This is a genomic window from Streptococcus atopicus, assembly GCF_049166725.1.
Classification (GTDB): domain Bacteria; phylum Bacillota; class Bacilli; order Lactobacillales; family Streptococcaceae; genus Streptococcus; species Streptococcus hominis.
The window spans coordinates 277,708-284,112 of record NZ_JBMHFC010000001.1 but is presented as its reverse complement, the minus strand read 5'-3'; the positions used below and the strand labels follow the sequence as shown (position 1 = coordinate 284,112).

Annotated in this window: 9 protein-coding genes; all 9 read right to left on the bottom strand. The window is 38.1% G+C overall.

The window, feature by feature from the left end; all coding sequences use genetic code 11:
• On the bottom strand, positions 1 to 193 hold a 193-nt coding region (locus ACOMA9_RS01340), incomplete at its 3' end, for a hypothetical protein (RefSeq protein ID WP_421424404.1).
• 520 nt (positions 194 to 713) lie between these two features.
• Positions 714 to 1,040: a TfoX/Sxy family protein gene (locus ACOMA9_RS01335; protein ID WP_151380115.1), complete on the bottom strand. Its 327-nt coding sequence runs from the start codon at positions 1,038 to 1,040 to the stop codon at positions 714 to 716.
• 2 nt (positions 1,041 to 1,042) lie between these two features.
• Positions 1,043 to 1,543: a GNAT family N-acetyltransferase gene (locus ACOMA9_RS01330; protein WP_151380114.1), complete on the bottom strand. Its 501-nt coding sequence runs from the start codon at positions 1,541 to 1,543 to the stop codon at positions 1,043 to 1,045.
• A 130-nt stretch (positions 1,544 to 1,673) separates the two neighbouring features.
• Complete coding sequence (locus tag ACOMA9_RS01325) at positions 1,674 to 2,738, bottom strand: PhoH family protein (RefSeq protein ID WP_151380113.1); 1,065 nt, start codon at positions 2,736 to 2,738, stop codon at positions 1,674 to 1,676.
• Between the two features lie 76 nt (positions 2,739 to 2,814).
• A complete protein-coding gene (locus ACOMA9_RS01320; protein WP_151380112.1) occupies positions 2,815 to 3,030 on the bottom strand; it encodes a YozE family protein in 216 nt (71 codons plus the stop codon).
• Positions 3,027 to 4,556: a glycosyltransferase family protein gene (locus ACOMA9_RS01315; RefSeq protein WP_247905625.1), complete on the bottom strand. Its 1,530-nt coding sequence runs from the start codon at positions 4,554 to 4,556 to the stop codon at positions 3,027 to 3,029. Before ACOMA9_RS01315 ends, ACOMA9_RS01320 begins: the two co-directional genes overlap by 4 nt.
• A 175-nt stretch (positions 4,557 to 4,731) precedes the next feature.
• Positions 4,732 to 5,361, bottom strand: a complete 630-nt coding sequence (gene pyrE / locus ACOMA9_RS01310) for an orotate phosphoribosyltransferase (protein ID WP_330945092.1) — start codon at positions 5,359 to 5,361, stop codon at positions 4,732 to 4,734.
• Between the two features lie 10 nt (positions 5,362 to 5,371).
• Positions 5,372 to 5,698 (bottom strand): inorganic diphosphatase, encoded by a 327-nt coding sequence (locus ACOMA9_RS01305; RefSeq protein WP_330945091.1) that lies wholly within the window; start codon positions 5,696 to 5,698, stop codon positions 5,372 to 5,374.
• Positions 5,691 to 6,386, bottom strand: coding sequence for an orotidine-5'-phosphate decarboxylase (pyrF, locus tag ACOMA9_RS01300; RefSeq protein WP_421424399.1), 696 nt, complete (start codon positions 6,384 to 6,386; stop codon positions 5,691 to 5,693). Before pyrF ends, ACOMA9_RS01305 begins: the two co-directional genes overlap by 8 nt.
• Positions 6,387 to 6,405: the final 19 nt, after the last annotated feature.

The window sequence follows — 6,405 nt, the reverse complement described above, 5'->3', positions numbered from 1 at the left end:
TCATCGAAGTATCATTTGAACCATGAATTCCTTCAGTCTTGCTTCCTGTGGATGCTATAGTAATCTCCAAGTCCTCGAAATGGGCTTTATTGGTAACGTCAGCAGCAGAAACCCGCTGGACGTTCCAGAAACCTATAACAATAAAGACCGCGAATAAAGATAAAAAGAAAATTATCCACTTTTTTGTCTTCATAATTAATTTCTCCTTTTTCTAATTTTTTATAAGCTAATAGCATGAATATCAATGCTATACTACAATTACTATTATACTTCAAATCAGTTAAAAAAAACATATCTTTCAAGGAAGTTTTCTTGACAGATTGTCACCCTTTGATTTATTTTTATTATGATAAGAGAAAAGTAATTAAGACTATTTCACGAAACACAACAATAAAAGTGCTATAAAATTCATACAACGAGTAAGTCCACTGGAGATTATGGACTTTTTGAAAGGCCAAAACAATACTAACATCGTTCTTGAGCTCCCGTACTCCAACGCTAAGCTAGAGACTAGTAACAACCTCTTCAAAGTCATCAAGCGAAATGTTTTTAGCTTTTGAAACTTTGATAAGATAAAAAACGCATTCCCCCTTTTTATCCACTATGGTAATCTTCCGCTGCCTATCATTTAAATTCGGAGCTATATTTGGTAAATTGGTTACCTTTTTTAGCCATAACAAAAAAGCCCTTAGCAGGCTTCTTTGTTGCTTTGTTCACATTTGCTTTTTCTTTTTAGGTTTGGGCATTGGCAATTGATCATACATGGCTAAAATTAAATCTTCTAGAAACATCTTATTATCAAGGTCTTCCACTAAAATCATTTCTTTGGCACCTTCGTATGGAAACTCAAAAGAAGGTTGGTCAATCTTATCTAAGACTGCTTGCACGGGTTTAACTAAAAAGCGATCGTCATAAATGTCGCCAATAATCTTGCCACGGAAGTAAAGAATATACTCCCCCATCATGGAACGGTAAGTCACATCATCTAATCCTGATAATTGCTCCAAAACAAATTCCAAATAGTTCTTACTTGATGCCATTTCTAATCTCCTAAGCTCTGTTCAACGATAACAACTGTATAGAGTGCTTGCTTAACCTCGCATCCAATTGGTTTAAAGCCCTGCTTTTCCCAAAAATGCTGAGATTGAGGATTCCCCTTGACATAGGCCAAACGTGCTTTTCGAAAGTTGTTAGCAAAATAAGCTAGCGCTTCTGTCACAATCTGACCGCCAATTCCTTTCCCCTGATAGGCTTGATCAACCATAAACAAACCAATAAAAACAGTCTCCTCATCAGGATAGGCATAGACAAAATCCATAACAGCTACAAGGTTAGAGCTATCCCAAAAGCCAACATAAAACTTATCAGCCTTAGCTTTACCTTCAGGTAGACGAAGCATGTCCTCTTTTACACTTGCCAAATTTGGCTTTGGTGGACAATACTGAAAATATAGAGGATTGCTTTCATATAAAGATAAAATACTTAGAATATCCTTTTCAGTTAGTATTCTACAGCTGTAATGCTTAGATAGTTGGTCAATCATCTTTTCAAATTTCTACTTTCTTGTGCCCTGTGATTATGACATAGGAAGATGCATTGATAGCCATCAGTCACGTAGCAGATTCTTTTGCAAGCGTACTTCCCCAAAATTAGTCGTGTGCAACTTGTTCAGATTAGTCAAGAGATATTCCTTCATCATCTTCCGACTCCTTGACCGGCTCGCCGACGATTTTGGAATTGGTCAAACTTGAATTGTCTTCTTTAGAAAAATGATGATGCGCCATTTCAGTAGAATGTTCATAAGCTTGGATAATCTCTGCAACCACAGGATGACGCACAACATCTTTTGCAGATAAATACACAAAATCAATCTGCTTGATATGTTTCAATTTCTCTGTCGCATCAATGAGACCCGATTTACTATTCTTTGGCAAATCAATCTGACTAATATCTCCATTGACAATCATCTTGGAATTAAAACCAAGTCGTGTTAGAAACATCTTCATCTGCATAATGGTTGTATTTTGCGCTTCATCTAAGATGACAAAGGCGTCATCCAATGTTCGTCCACGCATATAAGCCAAAGGAGCTATCTCAATGATTTCTCGCTCCATAAGACGCGTTGTTTGATCCTTACCTAAAATCTGATACAATGCATCATAAACTGGTCGCAGATAAGGATCCACCTTTTCCTTTAAATCCCCTGGTAGAAATCCTAGGCTCTCGCCCGCTTCTACTGCCGGACGAGTCAAAATAATTCGCTTGACCTGACCGCGTTTGAGTGCTGTCACTGCCAAGGTCACCGCTAAGAAGGTTTTTCCTGTTCCTGCCGGTCCAATCCCAAAGACAACATCATGATTCTTAATGCTATCAACATAGATTTTTTGCCCTAAGGTCTTGACACGAATGGGCTTGCCATAAGAATCTTTGATAATTTCTTCCTCATACAGAGCCACAAACTTATCAATTTCACCATTTTTGACCATGGTAATAGCCGTCACTACATCTGGTGTCCCAATCGTCATCCCGCGATTCACCAAAACTAGCAGAGCTTGAAGCACCTGGCGAGTCTCCTCACAAGCTGCTTCGCTACCGATAATCTGGACAACCTCCGTCCTTGCATGAATAGTTACCTGTAACTCCTGTTCCATTAAACGCAAGTGACGTTCATTGGAACCAAAAAGATGAAAAGCATCATCCGGATGCTGTAAGGTAATTTCTACTGAATGTTCTTGCAAATAAAGAACCTCTTTCTTCACATTATTTACTATTATTATAGCAAAGTAACTCGGAAAATTCTATCATTTCTCCGAACTAATGAGCCTGATAGTCTTCCCAAATCGCATCAAAATCGCTAAGATTAAAGGAAAAGTCAGCATGTTCTTCCAAATAACGGCTAATTTCATCAAAATCAGCCGTGTGCTTAGGGAAATTTGTTTCATGAAACACCAAGTCTGCTAAAATCGCCTTCGGTGCTTTGCTTTTGGGATTGCGCTCCGTCATCAACCAAGTGTAAAACGATTTTCTCATTTTATCTTTTCTCCTTTCTTACTTTTTAACCAATCCGGTAAATATTTAGTCAATCCTAATGCAGACAATATGATGATTTGCGGTAAAAATTGTATTAAATACCGCGTCTTTCCACCTTCAAAAATGAGCAAAAACAACAAACCACCAAAGACTGCAAGACTGAGCATATTGAGTTTATCATCTGCACGATATTTCCACAAGGCAAAAACAAGCCCCAGACTCATCACAATCCAAACAACTTGCTTCACAATCTCATAATACCGATACTCACTCTTATCAACACTCAAAAAATAAGTTCTGATAAACTGTGCCACAAGATTCTTTTTTGTATAAGGATAAAGAGGGGAGATATAAGGCGTTTTTTCACATTCCACATCTCGATACAACCAGCCTAGAGTTCCTTCTGAAACGGTTAATGAATGCTTATAGTAAAGATGATTGAGAAATCCAAAAAACGAATACTCTTTTAAACGTCGTTTGATTTCTTTTTTTACATTTTCTTGCTTAAACATTCCATTATTATACTGTTCTCTCTGATCCACATCAATGTATTGAAGCAAACCCTCTTTCATGTCTTCTTGATCGTGTCCAATAAAAGTCAACCCTAAGTCAATAAAGAGCAGAGGACTTTTAGACAATCCTTTCTCTTGTATCAATGTCACTTCTGTTTGTGTCGCTTTCAGATAGTTTCCGCCGATAGAAGTTACGCCAAACGATAGGAGAAAGGTGAAAAAGATTAGGATAAATTTCTTCCATTCCTTTTTGAACAACAGCACCATAAAACCTGCCATAATAATAATCAACACAGTTGGTCGTATCAGCACTGCAAGCCCACTTATCAAACCTAATCCGATTGTCTTTATGAAGAGTACCCTATTATCCTGCCATTGAAGCCCAAATAAATCAAAAAGTAAGAATATTTGTAAAGCGATGAGCGGAAGAGGCCATATATCCGTGTACATCGAATAAAAATAAGGTGAAAAACCAACTAGCAAGATATACAAACTAAATGTCACATCAGCAGCAGACTTGCTCACATGTTTTTTCATTCCCTTGTACAAAATGAGAGCCGTTATATCGGCATAAAATATATTTAACCCTTGCAAAATCCATAAAGCTGAACTTCCAAAGATATTATAAAAAAAGCGCTCATACAAAAAGAGAAACAGATTATTCGGATTGCGTGTCAAATAACTGGAAATAGAAGATTCTTTTAAGTACTTAAAAGCGCCGTTAAAAACAACTGCTGCATCTCGCCGAATCAACAACTGAGCAGACAAGAGCATTGCTAACTGAAATATAATCACCGCTATCATAATAGCAACTTTGTGCTTCATCAGGTAGCGGTAGCATTTTTTAACATTTTCTAAATAAGGATAAGCCAGAAATGCTAGTATCGTCACTCCAATCAAAGCCAGACTAGAAATTGTCCCTAGATGAATAATCGCAGTAAAAAACCAATGCAAGCCCACAATTAACATGATTTTTTGCAAGATTCCAAAGAAAAAAGAGTGCATTTTTAGCATAGGGATATTATAACAAAATCTACAGTGTTTCGCTATTTAAAAAAACAACAATCGTCAGATTGCTGCTTAACGTCTAATTACTTGCTACATCCGTTTTCTTCATTAAATTCATCTGGATGTGCCCAAACTTCTGCCTGAGGATACTTCCTACTTAGTTCTATTAGATTCATCTTTCTTATCCCTGCCAATTTTCTTGATCATGCTTAAATTTCTCAAGTAGTGCCAATCCTTCTGCTGAAACATAGCCTTCTTGTTCTGCCAGATTGATCAATTCAGTATAGTTAGATAAGGTTACTAATTTCACACCTGCATCTGAAAAATTCTTTTCTGCTATAGGCAATTCGTAAGTGAAAATAGCCACTACTCCAATGACGTCTGCACCTTCTCGCTTCGCTGCTGCAACGGCATCCAAAACAGAACCACCAGTTGAAATTAAATCCTCAACCACGACCATTTTTTGACCTGATTTTACCCGACCTTCAATCTGATTTCCAGCACCGTGGTCTTTTGGTTTGCTACGGATATAGGCAAACGGTAAGTTCATCTTATCTGCAATAATTGCACCGTGAGGAATACCTGCTGTCGCTGTTCCAGCAATGACTTCTACTTCTGGAAATTCAGTCTTGATTTTCTCTACAAAACCATTTTCAATCAAGGTCCGCGTTTCTGGATAGGCTAAGGTCACACGATTGTCTGTATAAATTGGAGACTTGATACCGCTTGCCCAAGTGAAAGGTTCTTCCGGTTTCAAGTAAACAGCCTCAATTTTCAGTAAGTCACGGGCAATATCTTTTGCTAAAGTCATGATTTCTCCTTTACAATAATTCAATAGTGGAAACAAAATATTGTTCCAAAAAATATGTCTTTTCTTTAATATCTTCTATGGTAATATTCTCATTTGTAGAGGTCAGTACCCACTTATCCTCCACATCATCTTGTCGGTGAATAACAGCAATCAATTCTCCTTCAAAAGATTCCAAAGGTTCTCGTATTTTTTCCGAAATGATATAAACATCTTGTTCTTCGCCGTCTCCAGCAAATAAATCCGGAATATGACCATAGTTGATAGGATAACGATTTCCAAAACTATCTTGATAACCGATGGGTCTATCAATGATTGCTCGATAAATTTTTCTAGCCATTCACCCATTCCGCCTTTATAGCTCGGTAAGCAGCTACTGGATCAGTTGCTCGTGTGATGGGACGCCCAACCACAATGTAATCACTACCAATTTGATGAGCTTCTTGCGGCGTCATAACCCGTTTTTGATCCCCGATTTCAGAACCAGCTGGTCGAATACCTGGAGTGACGCACAGAAAATCTTCTGATGTTGCGGCTTTAATCAGCTTAACCTCCTGAGCCGAACAAACAACTCCGTCCAGTCCAGCTTCCTTAGCTTTGCAGGCATAGTTGACAACAGATTCTGAAACAGTTGTTTGGATATTTTGGCAATCCCGCATATCTTCCTCACTGGTAGAAGTCAGCTGGGTCACTGCTACAAGCTTTGCCTGATCACCTAAAACCTTCTTGGCTTCTCGCATCATTTCCACACCACCTGCCGCATGAACCGTCACCATATCAATCCCAAAGGTTCTCAAAACTGACATGGCAGAGCGCACTGTATTTGGAATGTCGTGCAATTTCAAATCTAGGAAAATGCTGTGTCCCAAACCTTTCAGATAATGCACAATTTCCGGACCAATGGCATAGAAAAATTCCATACCAATTTTGACATATAACTTTTCGTCTTCTGGAAAATGCTCCAAAAACTCCTTGACATTATCAAATGACGGAAAATCAAGGGCAATAATAGGACGTTCTTCACGCATGGGGGATAATCTCCTTATT